This is a genomic window from Halarcobacter sp. (assembly GCF_963675975.1).
Taxonomy (GTDB): Bacteria; Campylobacterota; Campylobacteria; order Campylobacterales; family Arcobacteraceae; genus Halarcobacter.
Genome location: NZ_OY780939.1, coordinates 1,138,888 through 1,159,983, shown reverse-complemented (window position 1 = coordinate 1,159,983; position 21,096 = coordinate 1,138,888). Strand labels below are relative to the sequence as shown.

The following is a 21,096-nucleotide window of genomic DNA, read 5'->3' as shown; positions in this document are numbered from 1 at the left end:
ACATTTACTCTCATAAATTGGCACTTTTTGACCAATATCATTATCTTTTAAGAAAATTATCAATATAATTAACAGATTTAAATTTAAAATAAGGAAGCTAAATGTCTAACGAAACTAATAGACGAGATTTTCTAGGTTATACATTTGCAGCTGTTGCAGCTGTCGGTGGTGCAGCTTCGCTTGTAGGTATGAAACAAGCATGGGATCCACTTCCAAGTGTATTAGCTGGAGGTTTTACGACTGTTGAACTTAGTGGAATAAAAGCTGGTGAGCCGATTATTGTTACATGGAGAGGTAAGCCAATATTTATTCTTAAAAAAACTCCTGAGATGGAAGATAACAAAAGAGACCTAGTTGTTAATGGTGAAAGATTTACTGTTGCAATTGGATTATGTACTCACTTAGGTTGTATTCCTGCATGGAAAAAAACAAAATGGAAATGTGCATGTCACGGTGGGGAATTTAACCCAAGTGCAGAGCAAGTATTTGGTCCACCTCCTAGACCACTTGATTTACCACCTTTTAGTCTAAAAGGTACAGAGATTGTTCTTGGTGAAGAGGGTCCTGAGTACAAAAAAATCGCTACTGCGATGATGGCATAAGGAGTAGAGTATGGCAAAAATTACTAAAGCTAACTCTGTTGGGGAGTGGTTAGACCAAAGATTAAACACTACTACGTTTAACAAAGTAATGATGACTGAATACTGGATTCCAAAAGATATCAACTTCTTATGGGCTATGGGTGTTCTTTTAGCAACTACTTTTGGTATCCTTGTTATTTCTGGTATCTTCTTAATGATGTATTACAAACCAGATGTAAATTTAGCATTTGATTCAGTTAACTATACAATTATGCAAGAAGTTGCATTTGGTTGGTTATTTAGACATATGCACGGTGTAGCAGCTTCTGTTGTATTCTTAATTATCTATATTCACATGTTTACAGGTATCTATTATGGTTCTTATAAACAAGGTAGAGAGATGATTTGGATCTCTGGTATGTTATTATTTATGACATTCTCAGCTGCTGGATTCTCTGGATATATGTTACCATGGGGACAAATGTCTTACTGGGCTGCTATGGTTATTACTAACCTATTTGGTGGTGTTCCAGTTATTGGTGACGCTCTTGTTGTATGGATTAGAGGTGACTTTAACGTTGCAGATGCTACATTAACAAGATTCTTTATGTTACACGTATTCTTATTACCAATCGTAATTATGGCTCTTATTGCATTCCACTTTTACACACTAAGAATTCCACACGTAAACAACCAAACTTCTGAAGATTTAGATTTTGATGCTGAAGCTGAAAAATATCTAAGTGGAAATAAAAAAGAGTCAAAAGTTATCCCTTTCTGGCCAATTTTTATCTCTAAAGATTTAGCTGTATTAGGTATTTTCTTAATTTTCTATTTCTATTTAGTATTCTTCCATTATAACTTTGCAATGGACCCAGTTAACTTCGATCCTGCTGATAACATGGTTACTCCTGCACACATTTATCCAGAATGGTATTTCTTATGGTCATATGAAGTGTTAAGAGGATTCTTCTTTGATGTTGGTCCTGTTAAAGCATTTGATATTGGTTTAGCTGCATTTGGTTTTGCAAATGCTATTTTCCTTGTATTACCTTGGTTAGATAGAGATACAAAAATTTTACCAGCTCATAAAAGACCAGCTTTCTTTGTATGGTTCTGGATTTTAATGGTTGACTTAATCGTATTAACAATTTGGGGTAAATTACCTCCAACAGGTACAAACGCATGGATTGGATTCTTTGCAGCAACAGCATTTATCCTATTATTTGTAATACTTCCAATTGTTACAAAAATTGATGCTAAAAAGAGAGGTGAGTAATGAGAGAATTAAAAATATTAGCTGTAGTAGTTGTATTAACACTTGTTACTTACTGGGGTGTTGAGCCATTCGCACACTCACAAATGCACCCACATGTTGAACCTGCTGATTATTCATTTGAAGATGTACAAGCAGATGTTGCTGATATAAAAGCATTAACAGGTAATGCAGAAAATGGTGCAGTATTAGTGCAAGCTAATTGTACTGCTTGTCACTCAATTGAAGCTCAAGGTTTTCCACAACTTATGGATGATGCTAGCTCAGCTGCAGCTTATGGTGTAGTTCCTCCAGATTTAGGAACAGCAGGAAAACTTTATAATCCTGACTTCTTAGCTGCATTTATTAAAGACCCAGCAAAAGCTACTAAAACTTCACACAAATTTGTTGATGGAAAAGTTCACCCAATGCCTGGTTATGGATGGATGCAACCTCAAGAGATTGCTGATATGGTAGCTTATTTACAAGCAATTGCTCCAAAAGAGATGACAGATAAAGAAGTATTCCAAAATGCTTGTCAAAGATGTCATGGTATTAAATATGGAGATATGATGAATGGTACAATGGGTGCTAAAACACCAGTTGAAAATATCAAAGCATATATGGGGAAAATTCCACCTGATTTATCACAATATATTAGATCAAGAGGTGCTCAATATATTCACGAATTTGTTAATGATCCACAAAAACATTTAGAGGGTACAGCTATGCCTAGAGTTGGTTTAACTCATGATGCAGAGAAACAAGTTGTATCTTATATGGAAAAAGTTGGGGATTCTAAAAAACAAGAAAGAGAAGAATTAGGACCAAAATTCTTAATTTACTTAGTAATTTTTGCAATCTTTGCATGGTTATGGAAAGCAAGTAAATGGAGAGAAGTTCATTAAGAACTTCTTCTCTTATAAAAATATCTAGGGGAAAAAATGAAATTTATTAATATTTTAACTGCTGCAGCTTTAACGATTTCAGTTGCATCTGCTCAAGATGTTATGCAAAAATCTATGTCAATTATGGAAGAGGGAATGACTCAAATCCAAAAAGGTTTTTTAAATAACAACGTACAATTAATTGAAAGTGGTGCAAAGTTAGTAAAAGAAGGGAATAAACTATTTTCTAACAAAAACATCATCACAGTATATTTACCAGATAATAAAAAACATATGGTTAATGTTGCTGAAAATGCTGCAAAAAGAATTGAACTTGATGTAAGTGTTTTAGAACTTAACTTAGAAGAAAAAGCATATATTAATGCTGCTAATGCATATTCTGATGTATTAAACGCATGTGCTAGATGCCACTCTATTGTTAGAAGCTGGTAATTAAATTAAAAGTAGAGACCTACTCTACTTTTAAATCAATATTTTTGAAACTGCTGAAACTGCAGCTGTTTCACTCTTTAAAATCAAATTAGATTTAAATCCAATTATTTTTTCACTATCAAATTTATCTCTTTCAAGTTTTGAAAAACCACCTTCACAACCTAAAATAATTGTATCTATGTTTTCACTAACTTCATCAATTGATTTTTTTGAAAAATCTAAAATATAAGATTGAGGATTCTGTTTTAAAAATTCATCCAATGAAGATTTTTCTTCTAGTTTAATAATTGAACTTCTTCCACATTGAGAAGATGAATTAATCAATATCTTGTTTAATTTTTCAAAATTCATTTTAAAATTCTTTTGAGAATACTCACAATAAATAAAAGTAATTTTATCAAGTCCTAATTCGTTTAAAGAAGCTATAGATTTTTCAACAGTTTTAGGATCAACAACACACCAAGCAAGGTGGAGTTTATTTGTATTTTCAACAATTTTTTCTTCACTTGATTCTAAATTTAAAAAAGCTTTTTTTCTATCTATAGAAGTGATTTTATAAAAATAGATAATATTATCTAAGAGATTTCTAAAAGGGATAATCTCATCAACTTTATGTCTTCTAGCTTTTATTAAATATTTATATAAATCATCTAAAATTTCAATATTTGATTCACCTGCTTTTTCGTGAAAAGAGAACTGCATTAAAACACCTTACTGATAACATATACTAAAATTAAAACTGCAATCTCAATTGTATAAATCTTTTTTGCATAAGCTCTAAACTCTTCTTGAAGTTTTGTATCAGCAGATTTAATCACTCTCATTTTTTTATATCTTTTTATCTCAATAACCATTAAAAATATAGAAGTTGGTATCATAAGAGCTATTGTTATTGAAAAGGTATTCGCATAAGCAGCAACAATTGCTCCTGTATACATAACAATTGCATTTGAAAGATGATAAATTGGAGTCATAAATTTTAATCTTTTTGCTAATTTTATGTGTTCATTTACACTTAAAACAGAATATAAATTAAAAAACATTATTAATAAAAAAACATATATAGCATATACGTGTGTTGTAACAGCACTGCCCATCAATTCCATGTTAATCTCACTTTTAAAAAATTTTGGTATTATACCTCAAATGTCATAAGGTGTTAGTAAAAGGATTATTATGGCCATAAATATGGACGAAGTAATAAATATTATAAATGATTTAGAAATTAAAACAAATTTTGAAATACTACCTATTGAAAACTCTATTGGAAGAATATTAGCCCAAACTATTAAAGCTAAAGTTTGTTTACCAAAATTTAATAACTCTGCCATGGATGGTTATGCTGTATTACATGAAGATGCAGGGAAAATATTAAATATAAAAGATACAATTTTTGCAGGAGATGAGAATAATCTACTTTTAGAAAAAGGTTCAACAGTTAAAATAATGACAGGAGCCCCAATACCTGAAAATTGTACAGCTGTTATTCCTAAAGAAGATTGTGAAATCATTAATGATACTCAAGTTAAAATCCCAGATAATATTAAAAAAAATTTGCATATTAGATTTATTGGTGAAGATATAAATAAAGAAGATATACTTATAAATAAACATGATGAAATAGACTTTTCGAAAATAACACTTTTATCTAGCCAAGGTATAAGTCATATAAAAGTATTTAAAAAACCTAAAATTATAGTTTTTGCTAGTGGTGAAGAGTTAAAACTTCATTATGAAAAAGCTGAAGATTATCAAATTTTTAACTCAAATACCCCTACTTTCATAAGTAGATGTTTAGAATTAGGATGCCAAGTTGATTTTATAGGTCAAGCTCACGATTCAATCGATTCAATAAAAGAGTTAATACAAAACTCAACTGATGCAGATTTAATTATCACTTCAGGGGGAGTATCTGTTGGTGATGCAGATTTTACAAAAGATGCTTTTAAAGAATTAGATTGTAAAAATATTTTTGAAGGTATAAAAATCAAACCAGGAAAACCAACAGTTTTTGGGAAAATCAAAGATACTTATATTTTAAACCTACCAGGTAATCCCCTTGCAGGTGCACTTATCTTTGAACTTTTTGGTAAATTGATTATTCAAAAACTTTTAGGTTCAAATAGAACTTATCATAATTTTATTTTTGCAAAGATAGGTGAAGAGTTAAGAAATAAAAAAGGAAGAATCACTATAATTCCAGGCTTTTTTGATGGTGAATATTTTATAAGTGAACAAAAAAGAAGTCCAGGTATGGTTTCAACCCTTTCAAAATGTAATTCAATTATTGTATTAGATGAAAATGTTTCTTTATTAAAAAAAGATTCACCAGTAAAAGTTCTTCCTATATCTTGGAAGTTTTTTGAAAAATATAATAAGGATTTTTTAACAAATGAACAATAAAAAAGCAGTTTGTATATTAAGTGGAGGAATGGACTCAACTTTAGCATCATACATAGCAAAAAATGAGGGCTATGATATTATTGCAGTTCATTTCAACTACGGACAAAGAACAGAAAGAAGAGAGCTTCAAGCGTTTAGAAATATCTGTGAAGATTTAGAGATAAAAGAAAAATATGAAATTGATATTCCATTTTTTTCTCAAATTGGAGCTAGTGCCTTAACTGATAAAAATATTGATGTTCCAACAGAAGGTGTAAAACCTGGTGTTCCTATAACATATGTACCTTTTAGAAATGGTATTTTCTTATCAATTGCCAGCGCAATTGCAGAAAAAGAGGAAGCCCAAGCTCTTTTTATAGGTGTTGTTGAAGAGGATAGTTCTGGGTATCCAGATTGTACTGACTCATTTATATCAAAAATGACTGGGGCCATAAATGAAGGAACAAAAGAATCAACAAAACTAGAGATAAAAACCCCACTAGTTAAACTTATGAAAAGTGATATTGTAAAAGAAGCTATTAAATTAAATGTTCCTTTAGAACACACTTGGTCATGTTATAAAGAGGAAGAAGAAGCTTGTGGAGTTTGTGATTCTTGTAGACTAAGACTTAATGGTTTTAAAGAAGCAAATGCAACTGACCCAATACCATATAAGGCATAATTTTGACTTGGAAAATATCTAAATCATTTGACTTTTGTTATGGTCATAGAGTTTGGTCTCAGGAGTTAAATCCAGATTACTCTCTTGATCCTTGTTTAAAGTGTAGACATCTACATGGACATCAAGGTAAAATAAAAATATTTCTTGAAGCTAGTGAGTTAAAAAATGGAATGGTGACAGATTTTAAACACCTAAATTGGTTTAAACAATTTTTAGATGATGTTTTAGACCATAAGTTTATTATAGATATAAATGATCCACTTTTTGAAACTCTACTTCCACACTATGAGAAAAATGAATTACTAGAATTTGAAGAGGGTTATAAATTAGTTGACTTAACAAAAATCAAAAATGAACCAGCTCATATAAAAGAGATGTATGAGGGTTATGTTTTAGTTGATTTTGTACCAACTAGTGAAAACCTTTCAGCATGGTTTTTACAAATAGCTTCAAAAAAGATGAAAAAGATTGGTATAAAAGTTGCCAGTGTAGAGTTTGCAGAAACACCAAAAAGTAAAAGCCACGTGTATGCTTGAGATAAATGAGATTTTTGGCCCTACTATTCAAGGTGAAGGAAAACTAGTAGGGACACCTTCAATATTTATACGTTTTGGTAAATGTAATATGAAATGTGTTGGTTTCAATGTTGAATATGAAACTCCTAGTGGTATAAAAAAATGTTCTTGTGATTCATATTATGCAGTTGATACAGCTTTTAAAGATCAATGGCATAAAATGTCTACAGAAGATATTATAAAAAAAGTAGAAGAGTTAAAACCTAACTACAACGTTGATATTGTTATTACAGGTGGTGAGCCACTTCTATATTGGAACAATGAAGAGTTTCAGTCACTTTTAAAATACTATATAGAAAATAATTATAAAATCACAATTGAAACCAATGCATCTTTGGATATTGAGTTTACAAAAGAATACCAAAAAGAGATTCTTTTTTCTATGAGTGTTAAACTATCTAACTCTTTAGAACCTATAAAAAAGAGAATAAATAACAATACTTTAACAAAAATATTAGAGAATACAAAAGATTCTTATCTAAAATTTGTTATTGATAAAAAATTTATAAAAGAAGCTACAAAAGAGATTGATAATATTGTAAATGAAATTCCTAAAGCAGAAGTTTATCTTATGCCTATGGGAGATACAGCTGCACAAATAAATGAAAATAGTGAAGCTGTGATAGATATGGCTATAGAAAAAGGTTACAAATATTGTGATAGGCTTCATATAAGGGTTTGGGACAATAAAAGAGGTGTTTAGCTAATTGTAGCTATAATGTATATTTTAAAGATTATAATTTTCAAAAGGATTTAAATGAAATTTACTGGATCTAATGTATTAGTAACAGGTGCAAGTAGAGGAATTGGTGCAGAGATTGCAAAAACTCTTGCTGATTTTGGACTAAAAGTTTGGATTAATTATAGAAGTGGCGCAGAGGCTGCTGAAGCTATTAAAGCTGAAATTGAAGCTAAAGGTGGAAAAGCTGCGATTGTTAAAGCCGATGTAACAAAAGAAGATGAATTTAACAATGCTATTAAAACAATTATAGATGCAGATGGTGAAATTTCATATCTAGTTAATAATGCAGGAATTACAAGGGATAAATTAGCTTTAAGAATGTCTGTAGAGGATTTTAATGATGTTATTTCTGCAAACTTAACATCAGCATTTATAGGTTGTAAAGCAGCTCTAAAAAATATGGGTAAAAAAAGATTTGGTTCAATTGTAAATATCTCTTCAATTGTTGGTGAAATGGGAAATCCTGGTCAAACAAATTATTCTGCTTCTAAGGGTGGATTAAATGCAATGACTAAATCTTTTGCTAAAGAAGCAGCTGCAAGAGGTATAAGATACAATGCGGTTACACCAGGTTTTATTCAAACAGATATGACTGATGAATTAAAAGATGAAGTTAAAGCAGAATATGAGAAAAATATTCCATTAAGTAGATTTGGTCAACCTAAAGAAATAGCCGATGCTGTAGCGTTTTTACTGAGTGATCATTCATCATATATAACTGGTGAAATATTAAAAGTAAATGGTGGATTATATGTTTAAAAAAGATTAATTAAATCTTTTTGTGATATAATTTGGCGATAATTTTATTAAAGGAAAAAAATATGGCATTATTAGATGATGTAAAAGAAGTAGTAGTTGAGCAACTTGATTGTGATCCAGCTGAAGTTAAAGAGGAATCAAAATTCATCGAGGACTTAGGTGCTGACTCTTTAGACGTTGTTGAATTAGTTATGGCTTTAGAAGAAAAGTTCGATATTGAGATCCCTGATGAAGATGCAGAAGGTATTTTAACTGTAGCTGATGCTATTAAATACATCGAAGATAACGCGTAATTTAACGCTTTATTAAAAAACTATAAGCCAGTATTTTGTACTGGCTTTTTTTCTATCTTTTTTTTATTTGTATTGTTGAATTTTTTTTTAAAAATTGAATTATATAAATATTTATTTTGGAGCATATGTGATGAAAAGAGTTGTAATAACTGGTCTTGGTACGATTAATTCTGTAGGACATTGTGTAGAAGATTCTTTTAAAGCTGTAGTTGCAGGGGAATGTGGTGTTGATAAAATTTCACTTTTTGATGCAAGCAATTATTCTGTACAAATAGCAGCTGAAGTTAAAGATTTCGATCCTACTACAGTTATGGATAAAAAAGAGGTAAAAAAAGCTGATAGATTTATTCAATTAGGAATTAAAGCAGCATTAGAAGCAATGATTGACTCTGGATATGTTACAGGTGAAAATAAAAAAGTTGAAGACTCTATTGCGGATAGATTTGGTATTATTTCAGCTTCAGGTATTGGTGGATTATCAACTATTGAAAAAAACTCTGTAGTTTGTGAAAATAGAGGACCAAAAAGAATTTCACCATTCTTTATTCCATCTTCATTAGTAAATATGCTTGGTGGATTTATTTCAATTGAACATGGTTTAAAAGGTCCATCATTATCCCATGTAACTGCATGTGCAGCATCAACTCATGCTTTAGCTGACGCTGTAAAAACTATTATGACTAATGGTGCAGATAGAATTTTAGTAGTTGGGGCAGAAAGTGCTATTTGTGGTGCTGGAGTTGGTGGTTTTGCAGCAATGAAAGCCTTATCAACAAGAAATGATGATCCTAAAACTGCATCTAGACCATTTGACAAAGATAGAGATGGATTTGTTATGGGTGAAGGTGCTGGAGCATTAGTGGTTGAAGACTTAGACTCAGCATTAGCAAGAGGTGCAAAAATCTATTGTGAGATTATTGGTATTGGTGAAAGTGCAGATGCAAACCATATTACAGCACCAGTTATGGATGGACCATTAAGAGCAATGAAAGCTGCTTTAAACATGGCTAAAAGTGTAATTGGTGAAGATATTAAAGTTGATTATGTAAATACACATGGAACATCTACACCAGTTGGTGATGTTAATGAATCAAAAGCAATAGTGGAACTATTTAACGGAATTGAAAATTGTCCTCCAGTTACTTCAACAAAAGGACAAATTGGACACTGCTTAGGTGCAGCTGGTGCAATTGAAGCAATTTTTGCTATAAAAGCATTAACTGAAGGAATAATTCCTCCAACAATAAACATTCAAAACCAAGATGAAGAGTGTACTTTAGACTATGTACCTGATACAGCAAGAGAAGCTACATTAGACATTGTTATGAGTAATAACTTTGGTTTTGGTGGAACAAATGGCTCAATAATTTTTAAAAAATATAATAAGTAGTAGAGCCTAAAAGGGATATTAATTTGGCAACATATTTAGACTTTGAAGATAAAATCAAAAAACTAGAAGAAGATATTACAATTGCAAGGACAAAATCAGATGACCATGCAGCTGAAATATTAGAAAAAAAACTGGAAAAAGAAGTTGAAAAAACATTTAAAAATTTAAACGATTATCAAAAGCTTCAACTTGCGCGTCATCCAGATAGACCTTATGCCTTAGACTATGTTAGAGGTTTAATGACAAACTATTATGAGATTCATGGGGATAGACACTTCAATGATGATAATGCAATAGTTTGTTACTTAGGTTATATTGGTAAAGAAAAAGTAATGGTTATTGGAGAACAAAAAGGTAGAGGTACTAAAAATAAACTAAAAAGAAATTTTGGTATGCCTAATCCTGAAGGTTATAGAAAAGCTTTAAGAGCTGCAAAAATGGCTGAAAAGTTTAATATTCCAATCTTAATGTTAGTTGACACTCCGGGTGCATATCCAGGACTTGGAGCAGAAGAGAGAAATCAATCTGAAGCTATTGCAAAAAACCTTTATGAGTTTTCTGATTTAACTACTCCAACTATCTCTGTTGTAATTGGAGAAGGTGGTTCAGGTGGAGCTCTTGCTATTTCTGTAGCGGATAAATTAGCAATGATGAGATACTCTGTTTATGCAGTTATTTCTCCAGAAGGTTGTAGTGCAATTTTATGGAATGATCCAGCAAAAGTTGAAACTGCTGCTAATGCTTTAAAAATTACAGCTGAAGCTTTAAAAGATTTAGAACTAATTGACGATGTAATAAATGAGCCACTAATTGGTGGACATAGAAAAAAAGAGGAAGCTATTAAAGCTTTAGGTGATTATTTCTTGACTACTCTAGAAGAATTAAAACAATTAACACCTGCTCAAAGACTTCAAATGAAATATGAAAAACTAATGAATTTAGGAAAATTTCAAGAAGATACAAAATAAGAATTGTAGTTTAACTACAACTCTTATCTAACTAGTTTGCCAACTGGCTCTCCACCTAATATATGAAAATGTAAATGGGGTACTTCTTGCCCTCCATCACTACCAATATTTGTAATCATTCTATATCCAGACTCTTTTATTCCAAGTTTTGAAACAACTTTATGAATAAACTCTGTCATATTACTCATCACTTTTGGAGGAATTACATCAAAAGAATCATAATGCTCTTTTGGAATAACTAATACGTGAACTTTTCTAGCTGGATTAATATCATTAAATGCTAAAAAATTTTCATCTTCAAGTACAGTTTGATTAGGGATCTCACCTTTTACGATTTTACAAAAAATACACATCTATTTTCCTTTACCTAGTTTAAAAAAAATTATAACCAAACTCTAATAAATTTTTAAGTATAATCCCAAAAATTAACAACAAATAAACATATAAAAATCAGGGGAGAAACTAGTAGTGACTGAATGGCTAGAAAAAATAGATAACGCTGATTCACTCCAAGTTTTAGAGAACTTAAGAGTGGAAACATTAGGAAAAAAAGGTGTAATTACTGCACAATTTGCAAAAATGAAGGATATACCAGGTCCTGAGAAAAAAGATTTTGCAGCAAATTTAAATAAACAAAAAGCACAAATAACAGAAGCTTTAGAAAATAAAAAAATTGTTTTAGAAAAAGAAGCATTAGAAGCAAAATTAAAAGATGATAAAATAGATGTAACAAGATTTAATAATGAAATCACATCAGGTGCGGTGCATCCTGTAATTGATACAATGGATAGAATAGTAACATATTTTCAAAATCTAAACTTCTCTGTTGAAGAGGGACCATTAGTAGAAGATGATTTCCATAACTTTGAAGCATTAAATCTTCCAAAGTACCATCCGGCAAGGGATATGCAGGATACTTTTTATAATAAAGATTTTTCACTTTTAAGAACACATACATCACCTGTTCAAATTAGAACTATGTTATCTCAGCCAACTCCAATTAGAATGATTGCTCCAGGTACAGTTTTTAGAAGAGATTATGATATTACACACACTCCAATGTTTCACCAAATTGAAGCATTAGTAGTTGATGATGCAGATAAAATCTCATTTGCCAACTTAAAACATGTATTAGTTGAATTTTTACATCATATGTTTGGAGAAGTTGATGTTAGATTTAGACCATCATTTTTCCCTTTTACAGAACCTTCAGCAGAAGTTGATATCTCATGTGTATTTTGTGGTGGAGACGGATGTAGAGTTTGTTCACATACAGGATGGCTAGAAATACTTGGTTGTGGAGTTGTAGATCAAAATGTATTTGATGCAGTTGGATACGAAAATAAATCAGGATATGCATTTGGTTTAGGAATAGAAAGAGTTGCAATGTTAACGCACAATATTGGAGACTTAAGATCTTTATTTGAAAGTGATTTAAGATTATTAGGACAGTTTAAATGATTATTACAAGAAATTGGTTACAAGAATACGTTGATATTTCCAAAATATCTACAGATGATATCTGTAAAACATTAAACTCTATAGGATTAGAGGTTGATAGTTTAGAACTTCAAAGAGTACCTTCTAAAGTTGTAGTTGGAAAAGTTTTAGAAAAAGAGAAACACCCTGATGCAGATAAATTAAATATTTGTCAAGTTGATATTGGTGGAGAAACTGTTCAAATTGTTTGTGGTGCTAAAAATGTTGATGCTGGGCAATTTGTACCTGTTGCAGTTGTTGGGTGTAAATTAGGTGATGATTTTAAAATAAAAAAAGCAAAACTAAGAGGTGTAGAATCAAATGGTATGATTTGTTCATCTACAGAGATTGGTTTAGCTAAACTAAATGATGGAATTTTAGAATTAGACTCTTCAGTTGGAGAGCTTGTAATTGGTAGAGAATTAAAAGATTATCCACTTTTTAATGATGATGTTATAGAAATAGAATTAACTGCAAACAGAGGTGACTGTTTAAGTATCCATGGCGTTGCAAGAGAGTTATCTGCATACTATAATATTCCATTAACTGAGCAAGAATACAGCTTAGAATTAAACAATTTAGGAATTGGACAAACACTTGAAGTTGAAAGTACAAATGAGATTGATAGCAAATATATCTATAAAGTTGCAGCATTAGAAGATTTCAAACTACCTTTAGTATATAAATTAAGAGTTGGAATAATAGATAAATTTGAAGAGTGTGATTTAAGAGATACTGTAAACTATGTTACTCATGCTACAGGTGTTATTTTAAATGCTTATGCAAAATCTGACTTAAAAGCTAAAGATGACAATATCTCGGTATTAAGTATTAAGAAAGATTCTCAAGGGTTTGATATCGTTGAGGGTGAAAAACAATTAAGTACAATTTCTATAAATCAAGAAAAAACTAGTGATGACAAAAATAGTGAATATATTATTGAAGCAACATATATAGACCCTGAATTTTTATCAAAAAAAGTTTTTGAAACTAAAAAGAAAACTGGAGATATATATTACAGATCTTCAAGGGGAAGTGAGCCATGTTTAGAGTTTGGTATTGATATTTTCTGTTCACTTATCTCAAAAGCCGGTGGAAAACTTTATAATGGTACAGAAGCTTATAATGATTATAATGAAAAACACACTTTAGATGTAAATGTAAATAAAATCAATTCTATTATTGGTCAAGATATAGAAAAAGCAACAATTGAAAAGATTTTAAGTTCATTAGGATTTATTGTTAAAGATGTAGCAAATGGTGTATTATCATTACAAATTCCTGCATTTAGACATGATATTAAAAATATTGCAGATGTTACAGAAGAGATTGTAAGAATCATTGGTATTGATAATATCAAAGCAAAACCTTTAGCTATAGATGAAGCAAGTAGAACAAATGCAACATCAGTAAATCTAATCAAAAGAAACAAACTAAGATTTAAAGCAATTGAGAATGGTTTTTATGAAACTGTAACTTATGTATTTGCAGATAAAGAAAAACTTCAAAAATACTCAATTGATACAGTAAAAGAATCATTAGATATTTTAAATCCTATCGTAAAAGAGTTAGATACATTTAGAACTACTATAAGTTTAAATCTTATAGAAGCTTGTTCAAATAATATGAAACTTGGATTTAAATCAGCTGCATTTTTTGAAATTGGAAAAGTTTTTGATATAAACAGAGTTGAAAAAAGTGTAATATCATTTGTATTTAGTGGACAAAAAGAGCTTGAATCTTTCTTTAATGCAGGTAAACCTCAAAATATAGAATTTTTTGAATTTGCAAAAAAAGTTTTAAATACAGTTGGAAAATTTGATTTAGAACCAATGAAGAAACTACCTAATGATTTAGTTCATCCATACCAAAATGGTTCAATTATAATTGATGGTCAAGAAGTAGGATTTATTTCAAAACTACATCCAAGTGTTGCAGATGATTATGATTTAAGTGATACTTTTATAGCAGAGATTGAATTTGATAAAATTTGTAACGATTTAACAAAAGTTGAAACATATTCAAAATTCCAAGCTTCAAAAAAAGATTTAAGTATTATTGTTCCAAAAACTATGGAATATAGTGAAATCAAAAAAACTATAAATTCAATTGGAGATAAAAACATAAAACAATTTAATCTAATTGATATATACAGTGATGAAAAACTTGAAGATAAAGAGAGTTTAACAATTAGATTTGTTTTACAAAATGATGATAAAACATTAGAAGAGGAAGATATCACTTCATCTATGAATAATATTTTAGAAGCATTAAATGAAAAACTTGGAATTGGATTAAGAGACTAAGAGTAACTCGTTACTCCTTTAGGATTTGATTCTTTAACTGGGACTTTTGTTCCAGTGTTAAAAGAATTCATTAAATTAAGGTCCCATAAAAATGGACATTTTTAAGGATAAAAATGGAAAATTTCAACATAGAAAAATTAACTAAGCCCTTTGATATAGAAATAGATTCTATAGCTAGTGATAAATCTATCTCACATAGATGTGCAATGTTTTCAATATTTTCAGATGAAACATCGCATATAAACAACTTCTTAACAGCTGAAGATACATTAAACTCTTTAAGTATCGTTGAACAACTTGGAGCAAAAGTTGTTAGAGATGGAAAATATGTTGAAATTACTCCAACAAAAGAATTAAAAGAGCCAAAAGATGTTTTAGACTGTGGGAATGCAGGAACTGGAATGAGACTATTTTGTGGTCTTTTAGCTTCTATTGATGGAGCATTTACTCTAACAGGTGATAAATACTTAAGAGAAAGACCTATGAAAAGAGTTGCTGACCCTTTAAGAAGTATTGGTGCAAATATCGATGGGCGAGATAATGGAAATAAAGCTCCACTTTTTATAAGAGGTGTTAAAGAGCTTAAACCTTTTGTATACACTTCTCCTGTAGATTCTGCACAAGTTAAATCAGCTATGATTTTAGCAGCACTTAGAGCAACTGGAGTATCAAAATATAAAGAAAATGAACTTACACGTGACCATACGGAGCGAATGTTAAAAGGTATGGGTGCAAAAATAGAAACTGATGATGAAGGGTTTATAAATATTCATCCTCTAGAAGGTCATTTAAAACCTCTAAATATAACAATACCGACTGATCCTAGTTCTGCCTTTTTCTTTGCAGTTGCAGCTGCAATTACACCTAATAGTAGAGTTTTACTAAAAAATGTAAGTTTAAATCCTACAAGAATTGGAGCATATAAAATCTTAGAAAAAATGGGTGTAGAGATTAACTTTATTGAAAAAGAGAATATTTATGAACCTATTGGAGATATTGAAGTTAAACATAAAGAATTAAATGGTGTTGTTGTTGAAGAGCATATCTCTTGGCTAATTGATGAATTACCAGCTTTATCTATTGCAATGAGTTTAGCTAAGGGAAAATCATTAGTTAAAAATGCAGCTGAATTAAGAGTAAAAGAATCAGATAGAATTAAGTCTGTTGTATCTAACTTAGAAAAATGTGGTGTAGAATATACAGAATTTGAAGATGGTTATGAGATAACAGGTGGAAGTTTAAATAAAGCAAGTATAAATTCACATGGAGATCATAGAATCGCAATGAGTTTTTCTATTGCTGGATTAATTTGTGGAATGGATATTGAAGATGTAGATTGTATTCTAACTTCATTTCCAAATTTCAAAGAGATTCTAGACTCACTTAGAAATTAAAAGTAATCTATATTATTTATTTTTAAATTTACTTCTTTAAATAAAATCAGATTTTTAAAAAAGTAAAAATATATATACCCAATAAATTGGGACTACTTAAGGATAAAGAATGAAAGTAAAATTAGCTTCTAGCTATGGCTTTTGCTTTGGAGTAAAAAGAGCAATTAAAATTGCAGAAGGTTATGAAAACTCTGCAACTATGGGACCATTAATTCATAATCAAAATGAAATAGATAGATTAAAAAATGACTATAATGTAGGTTTATATGAAAATCTTTCTGATGTAAAACCTAATGATACAGTTATTATTAGAACCCATGGTATTCCAAAAAATGACTTAAAAGAATTGAAAAAAAGAAGTGAAAAAGTTATAAATGCAACTTGTCCTTTTGTTACAACTCCTCAACAAAATGTTAAAAAAATGTCTGAAGAAAACTACTCAATTCTTATCTTTGGAGATGAAAATCACCCTGAAGTAAAAGGTGTAAAATCTTATGGAAAAGATGAAGGTGATGTTCATGTGGTTTTAACAAAAGAGGAACTAAAAGATATAAAATTTAAATATGACAAAATTGCTACAGTTGCTCAAACAACAAGAAAAAAAGAGATTTACTTAGAGATTGTAAATGAACTTATTTTAAAAAATAAAGAAGTAAGAGTATTTAATACAATTTGTGATGCCACATTTGAGAATCAAGATGCCGCTAGAGAACTATCAAAAGAGGTTGATGTTATGGTTGTAATTGGTGGAAAAAACTCTTCAAATACAAAACAACTTCATTCAATTTGTCTTGAAAATTGTGAAAATTCTTATTTAATTGAAAATGTTAAAGAGATAGAATCTAAATGGTTTGAAAACAAGAAACTATGCGGTATAACAGCCGGTGCATCAACTCCTGATTGGATTATTCAACAAGTAGTAGAAAGTATAGAAGAATTATAAACTTTCTACTTTAAGTAAACTTTCGATATAATCATCACCATTTAATAAAAAAACGGTTAATACGAAGGAATAAAATGGGTATCGATGATATAGAACTAGGTGAAGACTTTGATTTTGCTCAAATGCTAGAAGAGTCTTTTGAGAATGCTGAAAATAACTCTGTAGTTGATGGTGTAATTGTAGAAATTACTGGTGATAGTGTACTTGTTGACGTTGGTCAAAAGATTGAAGGAAAACTTAACATCTCTGAAATAACAATCGGTGGTGAAGTTCAATTCAAAGCAGGAGATACAATCCCTGTTATGCTAATGGGTAACAAAGGTGAAAGACCTTCTATCTCTTACAAAAAAGTACTTCAAAAAGAAAAATTTGATGCATTTGTAAAAGAGCACGGTGAGAATGTTGAAGACATTACAATTGAAGGTAAAATTATTTCTGTAAAAAACAGAGGTGGTTTTATTATTGAAGATGATAGTGGATTAGAATATTTTATGCCTATGGCTCAATCTTACTTAAAATCTCATGGCGCTGTTGGTAAAAAAGTAAAAGCAAAAGTTTTAAAAGTAAACTCTGCACAAAACTCAATCATAGTTTCAAGAAAAAAACTTATTGAAGAATCTAAATTACAAAAAGATTCAAAAGTAAATGAAATCTTAGAAAAAAATGAGCCAGTAAATGGTATCGTTAAAAAAATCACATCTTATGGTATGTTTATTGATTTAGGTGGAATTGATGGTTTAGTAAACTACAATGAAATCTCTTACAAAGGGCCAGTTAACCCTGCGAACTACTATAATGAAGGTGATGAAGTTTCTGTTGTAGTATTATCTTACGACAAAACTAAACAACACTTATCTTTATCAATTAAAGCTGCTCTTGCTAATCCATGGGAAGAGATTAAAGATGAATTAGAAGTTGGAGATACAATCACTGTAACTGTTTCTAACTTTGAATCTTATGGTGCATTTGTTGATTTAGGAAATGATATTGAAGGTTTATTACATATCTCTGAAATTTCATGGAATAAAAATCTTAAAAATCCAAAAGATTTATTAACATTAGGTGAAGAGATTAATGTTGAAGTTATTGAATTAGATATAAACAAAAAAAGATTAAGAGTATCTCTTAAAAACTTACAAGAAAAGCCATTTGCTAAATTTATGAAAGAAAACAAAGTTGGTGATGTTGTTAAAGGAAAAGTTGCAACACTTACAGATTTTGGTGCATTCGTAACAATTGGTGATGTTGATGGTTTATTACACAATGAAGAAGCTTCATGGGAATCAAATGCAAAATGTAAATCACTTTATAAAAAAGGTGATGAAGTTGAAGTTAAAATTATTAAAATTGATAGAGAAAAAGAAAATATCTCTTTATCAGTTAAAGAGATTTCTGACTCTCCAGCAAAAAGTTTCCAAAATGAACACAAAATGGGTGACATTGTAAAAGGACCTGTTAAAGATAAAAAAGATTTCGGAATCTTCATCAAATTAGATGACAATTTAGATGGTTTAATTAGAAATGAAGACTTTGGTCCATTAAATGCTGAAGAGGTAAATATTGGAGATGAGCTTGAAGCTGTAGTTATCAATATTGATACTAAAAAGAATAGAGTTAGATTATCAGTAAAAAGATTAGAGCAACAACAAGAAAGAGAAGTTTTAAAAGCTGTTAATGATGACACTTCAATGACTTTAGGTGATCTTTTAAAAGACCAAATGAAATAATTTTAAGGATTAAGAAAAAATGAGTAAACATACAATTGTTGTTTGTGACCACATTCATGAAGATGGATTAAATATTTTACAAAATACTGAAGATGTAAACTATGTATATGCAGCTGACATCGATAAAGTAGCTTTATTAGATGTTATTAAAGATGCTGATGTTGCTATTACTAGATCTTCAACAGATGTAGATGAGAAGTTTTTAACTGCTGCAACAAATCTAAAAGCAATTATCAGAGCTGGTGTTGGTTATGATAATGTTGATATGGAAGGTTGTAGTAAAAGAGGTATAATTGCTATGAATGTTCCAACTGCAAATACTATTGCAGCTGTTGAATTAACTATGGCTCACATGCTCTCTTGTATGAGAAAATTTCCTTATGCTCATAACCAACTTAAAAATGATAGAATCTGGAAAAGAGAAGACTGGTATGGTAATGAACTATATGGTAAAAAACTAGGTATTATTGGATTTGGTAATATTGGTCATAGAGTTGGATTAAGAGCAAAAAGTTTTGAGATGGATGTAGTGGCATATGACCCATATATTCCATCTACTAAAGCTACAGATTTAGGAATTTCTTATACAACTAATTTTGATGATATTTTATCTTGTGATATAATTACTATTCATACACCAAAAAATAAAGAGACTATCGATATGATTGGTGAAGAAGAGATTGCAAAGATGAAAGATGGTGTGATTTTAATAAACTGCGCAAGAGGTGGTTTATACAATGAAGATGCACTATATAACAATCTAAAATCTGGAAAAATTGCAATGGCTGGTATTGATGTTTTCAAAAAAGAGCCTGCAACTGATAATAAACTATTAGATTTACCAAACATAACTGTAACAGCTCACTTAGGAGCAAATACAAAAGAATCTCAGAAAAAAATCGCTGTTCAAGCTGCAGAAAATGCAATTGAATCAGCAAGAGGTATCTCTTATCCAAATGCATTAAATCTACCTATTGATGAAACAAAAATTCCTTCTTTTGTAAAACCATATATAGAATTAACGCAAAAAATTGCATTCCTTTCTGCACAATTAGATAAATCTCCTATTAGATCTATCTCTGTATGTGCTCAAGGTGATATAACTGAATATTTAGACTCATTAACTACTTTTGCCACTGTTGGAGCATTAAGTGTAGCAGCTGGTGATGAAGTTAACTACGTAAATGCAAAATTCTTAGCAGAAGAAAAAGGTATAACTTTTGATACTTCTGAAATCAAACACACAGTTGGTTATAGCAATAAAGTTACTATTAAGATCACTACAGAAAAAAGAGTTAATGTAATCTCTGGTACTGTATTTGATGATAATGTACAAAGAATTGTTGACTTAGATGGTTTTGATTTTGACATTGAGCCAAAAGGTAAAATGATTATGATGAGAAACAACGATGTTCCAGGTGTAATTGGTACAGTTGGTAAACTTCTAGGTGACAGAGGAATAAACATCTCTGACTTTAGACTTGCTCGTGGAAAAAACAATGATGCTTTAGCGATTATCTTAGTTGATGATACAATTAAAAGTGATACATTAAAAGAAATTAGCGATATTGAAGCTGCAATTGCAGTTTCTTACGCAGAGATTTAAGGAGAATTTGAAATGGCTAATATTTCAATGAATGAATTAAAAAAAGGTCTAAAGATAGAGATTGATGGTATTCCATATAAAATCACTGAATACCAACATGTTAAACCTGGTAAAGGTGCTGCATTTGTTAGATGTAAAATCAAATCATTCCTAAATGGAAAAGTTATTGAGAAAACTTTCCATGCGGGTGACAAATGTTCTACTCCAGATTTACAACAAAAAACTATGCAATATCTATATGATGATGGTGAAATGTTACAATTCATGGATAATGTATCTTATGAACAAATTGGTTTAACATATGATCAAGTTGGTGATGCTGAAAAATGGATTATTGATGGAATGAATGTTGATATGATGTTCTTCAATGGTAATGCAATTACAGTTGAGCCACCAGCAGTAGTTGAACTTAAAATTGTTGAAACTCCACCAAACTTTAAAGGTGATTCTCAAGGTGGTAAAAAACCAGCTACTTTAGAATCTGGAGCTGTTGTTCAAATTCCATTTCACTTAGTTGAAGACGATGTTATTAAAGTTGATACTAAAACTGGTGAATACCTAGAAAAAGTAAAATAAAAAGGATAAGCTTTATCGTGGAAATACTGCGATATAGCTTTCTTTTCCTCAGTCACTGACTACAGTCAGTTCCTTTGTCAAAAAAACCTCTATCTTGA

At 30.2% G+C, this 21,096-nt stretch carries 22 protein-coding genes; 19 read left to right on the top strand and 3 right to left on the bottom strand.

What is annotated here, in order from left to right; genetic code table 11:
* Positions 1–101 precede the first annotated feature (101 nt).
* From ACKU3H_RS05770 to ACKU3H_RS05755, 4 genes are read left to right on the top strand one after another with little or no spacing between them, the layout of a single operon-like run.
* The gene (locus ACKU3H_RS05770) at positions 102–602 is read left to right on the top strand and encodes a ubiquinol-cytochrome c reductase iron-sulfur subunit N-terminal domain-containing protein (protein ID WP_320036023.1); all 501 of its coding nucleotides are present in this window, start codon (positions 102–104) and stop codon (positions 600–602) included.
* A 10-nt stretch (positions 603–612) separates the two neighbouring features.
* Positions 613–1,860: a cytochrome bc complex cytochrome b subunit gene (locus tag ACKU3H_RS05765; protein WP_320036022.1), complete on the top strand. Its 1,248-nt coding sequence runs from the start codon at positions 613–615 to the stop codon at positions 1,858–1,860.
* Entirely contained in the window at positions 1,860–2,744 is an 885-nt protein-coding gene (locus ACKU3H_RS05760; protein WP_320036021.1) for a c-type cytochrome, read from the top strand. The genes ACKU3H_RS05765 and ACKU3H_RS05760 overlap by 1 nt, the downstream gene beginning before the upstream one ends.
* A gap of 36 nt (positions 2,745–2,780) precedes the next feature.
* Complete coding sequence (locus ACKU3H_RS05755; RefSeq protein WP_320036020.1) at positions 2,781–3,176, top strand: hypothetical protein; 396 nt, start codon at positions 2,781–2,783, stop codon at positions 3,174–3,176.
* A gap of 30 nt (positions 3,177–3,206) precedes the next feature.
* On the opposite strand, the gene ACKU3H_RS05750 is transcribed toward ACKU3H_RS05755, so the two are convergent.
* The gene (locus ACKU3H_RS05750) at positions 3,207–3,878 is read right to left on the bottom strand and encodes a 16S rRNA (uracil(1498)-N(3))-methyltransferase (RefSeq protein ID WP_320036019.1); all 672 of its coding nucleotides are present in this window, start codon (positions 3,876–3,878) and stop codon (positions 3,207–3,209) included.
* Entirely contained in the window at positions 3,878–4,282 is a 405-nt protein-coding gene (locus tag ACKU3H_RS05745) for a hypothetical protein (RefSeq protein ID WP_320036018.1), read from the bottom strand. Before ACKU3H_RS05745 ends, ACKU3H_RS05750 begins: the two co-directional genes overlap by 1 nt.
* A gap of 70 nt (positions 4,283–4,352) precedes the next feature.
* Here ACKU3H_RS05745 and ACKU3H_RS05740 point away from each other — a divergent pair, with 70 nt between their 5' ends.
* The 8 genes from ACKU3H_RS05740 to accA all read left to right on the top strand — a co-directional run bounded on the left by ACKU3H_RS05740 (position 4,353) and on the right by accA (position 10,967).
* Positions 4,353–5,579: a molybdopterin molybdotransferase MoeA gene (locus tag ACKU3H_RS05740; protein WP_320036017.1), complete on the top strand. Its 1,227-nt coding sequence runs from the start codon at positions 4,353–4,355 to the stop codon at positions 5,577–5,579.
* Positions 5,569–6,240 carry a 7-cyano-7-deazaguanine synthase QueC gene (gene queC, locus ACKU3H_RS05735; RefSeq protein WP_320036016.1) on the top strand — a complete coding sequence of 224 codons (672 nt, stop codon included), beginning with the start codon at positions 5,569–5,571 and terminating at the stop codon, positions 6,238–6,240. The genes ACKU3H_RS05740 and queC overlap by 11 nt, the downstream gene beginning before the upstream one ends.
* A 2-nt stretch (positions 6,241–6,242) precedes the next feature.
* Complete coding sequence (locus ACKU3H_RS05730) at positions 6,243–6,776, top strand: 6-carboxytetrahydropterin synthase (RefSeq protein WP_320036015.1); 534 nt, start codon at positions 6,243–6,245, stop codon at positions 6,774–6,776.
* Positions 6,769–7,518: a 7-carboxy-7-deazaguanine synthase QueE gene (locus ACKU3H_RS05725; protein WP_320036014.1), complete on the top strand. Its 750-nt coding sequence runs from the start codon at positions 6,769–6,771 to the stop codon at positions 7,516–7,518. The genes ACKU3H_RS05730 and ACKU3H_RS05725 overlap by 8 nt, the downstream gene beginning before the upstream one ends.
* Positions 7,519–7,572: 54 nt before the next feature.
* On the top strand, positions 7,573–8,316 hold the full coding sequence (fabG, locus tag ACKU3H_RS05720) for a 3-oxoacyl-ACP reductase FabG (RefSeq protein ID WP_320036013.1): 744 nt from the start codon (positions 7,573–7,575) through the stop codon (positions 8,314–8,316).
* Positions 8,317–8,378: 62 nt separating this feature from the next.
* On the top strand, positions 8,379–8,609 hold the full coding sequence (gene acpP, locus ACKU3H_RS05715) for an acyl carrier protein (RefSeq protein ID WP_129061150.1): 231 nt from the start codon (positions 8,379–8,381) through the stop codon (positions 8,607–8,609).
* A gap of 130 nt (positions 8,610–8,739) precedes the next feature.
* Positions 8,740–9,999 (top strand): beta-ketoacyl-ACP synthase II, encoded by a 1,260-nt coding sequence (locus ACKU3H_RS05710; protein ID WP_320036012.1) that lies wholly within the window; start codon positions 8,740–8,742, stop codon positions 9,997–9,999.
* A gap of 23 nt (positions 10,000–10,022) precedes the next feature.
* The gene (accA, locus tag ACKU3H_RS05705) at positions 10,023–10,967 is read left to right on the top strand and encodes an acetyl-CoA carboxylase carboxyl transferase subunit alpha (protein ID WP_320036011.1); all 945 of its coding nucleotides are present in this window, start codon (positions 10,023–10,025) and stop codon (positions 10,965–10,967) included.
* Positions 10,968–10,990: 23 nt separating this feature from the next.
* Here accA and ACKU3H_RS05700 read toward each other — a convergent pair whose 3' ends face one another.
* Complete coding sequence (locus ACKU3H_RS05700) at positions 10,991–11,320, bottom strand: histidine triad nucleotide-binding protein (protein ID WP_320036010.1); 330 nt, start codon at positions 11,318–11,320, stop codon at positions 10,991–10,993.
* 115 nt (positions 11,321–11,435) lie between these two features.
* Between ACKU3H_RS05700 and pheS the strand changes: the two genes are divergently transcribed.
* From pheS to efp, 7 genes are all read left to right on the top strand, one after another.
* Positions 11,436–12,428 carry a phenylalanine--tRNA ligase subunit alpha gene (gene pheS, locus ACKU3H_RS05695; protein WP_320036009.1) on the top strand — a complete coding sequence of 331 codons (993 nt, stop codon included), beginning with the start codon at positions 11,436–11,438 and terminating at the stop codon, positions 12,426–12,428.
* Complete coding sequence (gene pheT, locus ACKU3H_RS05690) at positions 12,425–14,752, top strand: phenylalanine--tRNA ligase subunit beta (RefSeq protein ID WP_320036008.1); 2,328 nt, start codon at positions 12,425–12,427, stop codon at positions 14,750–14,752. The genes pheS and pheT overlap by 4 nt, the downstream gene beginning before the upstream one ends.
* A 113-nt stretch (positions 14,753–14,865) precedes the next feature.
* Positions 14,866–16,146 carry a 3-phosphoshikimate 1-carboxyvinyltransferase gene (aroA, locus tag ACKU3H_RS05685; RefSeq protein WP_320036007.1) on the top strand — a complete coding sequence of 427 codons (1,281 nt, stop codon included), beginning with the start codon at positions 14,866–14,868 and terminating at the stop codon, positions 16,144–16,146.
* A 109-nt stretch (positions 16,147–16,255) separates the two neighbouring features.
* Positions 16,256–17,089 carry a 4-hydroxy-3-methylbut-2-enyl diphosphate reductase gene (locus ACKU3H_RS05680; RefSeq protein ID WP_320036006.1) on the top strand — a complete coding sequence of 278 codons (834 nt, stop codon included), beginning with the start codon at positions 16,256–16,258 and terminating at the stop codon, positions 17,087–17,089.
* Between the two features lie 74 nt (positions 17,090–17,163).
* Positions 17,164–18,816, top strand: coding sequence for a 30S ribosomal protein S1 (locus tag ACKU3H_RS05675; protein ID WP_320036005.1), 1,653 nt, complete (start codon positions 17,164–17,166; stop codon positions 18,814–18,816).
* Between the two features lie 19 nt (positions 18,817–18,835).
* Positions 18,836–20,422 (top strand): phosphoglycerate dehydrogenase, encoded by a 1,587-nt coding sequence (gene serA / locus ACKU3H_RS05670; protein WP_320036004.1) that lies wholly within the window; start codon positions 18,836–18,838, stop codon positions 20,420–20,422.
* A 12-nt stretch (positions 20,423–20,434) separates the two neighbouring features.
* Complete coding sequence (efp, locus tag ACKU3H_RS05665) at positions 20,435–20,998, top strand: elongation factor P (protein ID WP_320036003.1); 564 nt, start codon at positions 20,435–20,437, stop codon at positions 20,996–20,998.
* The last annotated feature ends 98 nt before the right edge of the window (positions 20,999–21,096 follow it).